The organism is Oleiphilus sp. HI0128, assembly GCF_001635365.1.
In genome coordinates, this window is the sequence record NZ_LWGG01000264.1 from 1 (window position 1) to 689 (window position 689).

Annotated in this window: 1 protein-coding gene; it reads left to right on the forward strand. The window is 45.9% G+C overall.

Annotation, left to right across the window (positions count from 1 at the left end):
* Window positions 1-689, forward strand: a 689-nt coding sequence (locus A3763_RS03465; protein WP_304440784.1) for a calcium-binding protein, incomplete at both ends; no start/stop codon positions are given.

Below are 689 nucleotides of genomic sequence, written 5' to 3' on the forward strand. Positions count from 1 at the left end.
CTATATCTCGACCTATGATGAAACTGAAGGTCGACAAGATGTCCTTGTTTTCGATGAGTCGATTGCTGCCCAGACCAGCTATGTGACACGAAGTGGTGATGATCTAAAGCTTGTTCTTGGCAATGATGACAGCATCGTCGTTGAAAGCTTCTTTAAAGAAGATGACCCTAATTACGCCTTAACAGCGATTAACTTTTCCGACGGTACTTCATGGGACAGCGATGAAGTGCGAAGCCGAATTCAGGCTGCAACACCGTATGACGATGTCGTTCAAGCGAGTGCAGAAGGTGAGGTCATTAGCGGGCTTGCGGGCAATGATACGATCACAGGTCAAGAGGGGAATGACCAATTCTTCGGTGATGAAGGTAATGACATATTGTCTGGAAACCAAGGGAGTGATGAGCTAAATGGGGGGGATGGGCAAGACACATTATATGGAAATGATGGTGATGACACCTTAATTGGCGGTAATGGCGATGACTATTTATACGGAGGTGCGGGCCATAATATCTATCACTATGCTTTGGGAGATGGGAATGATCAAATTCGTGCAGAAGGTGCTGAAGCGTCTCATCTACTCATATTTTCCGAGACGGTTGACCCAAGTGAAATAGACCTGGTGAATAGCGACGATGATTTGATCATAACCCTGACTGCCAGCGGAGAAACAATCGAAGTCTTTGGCTTTT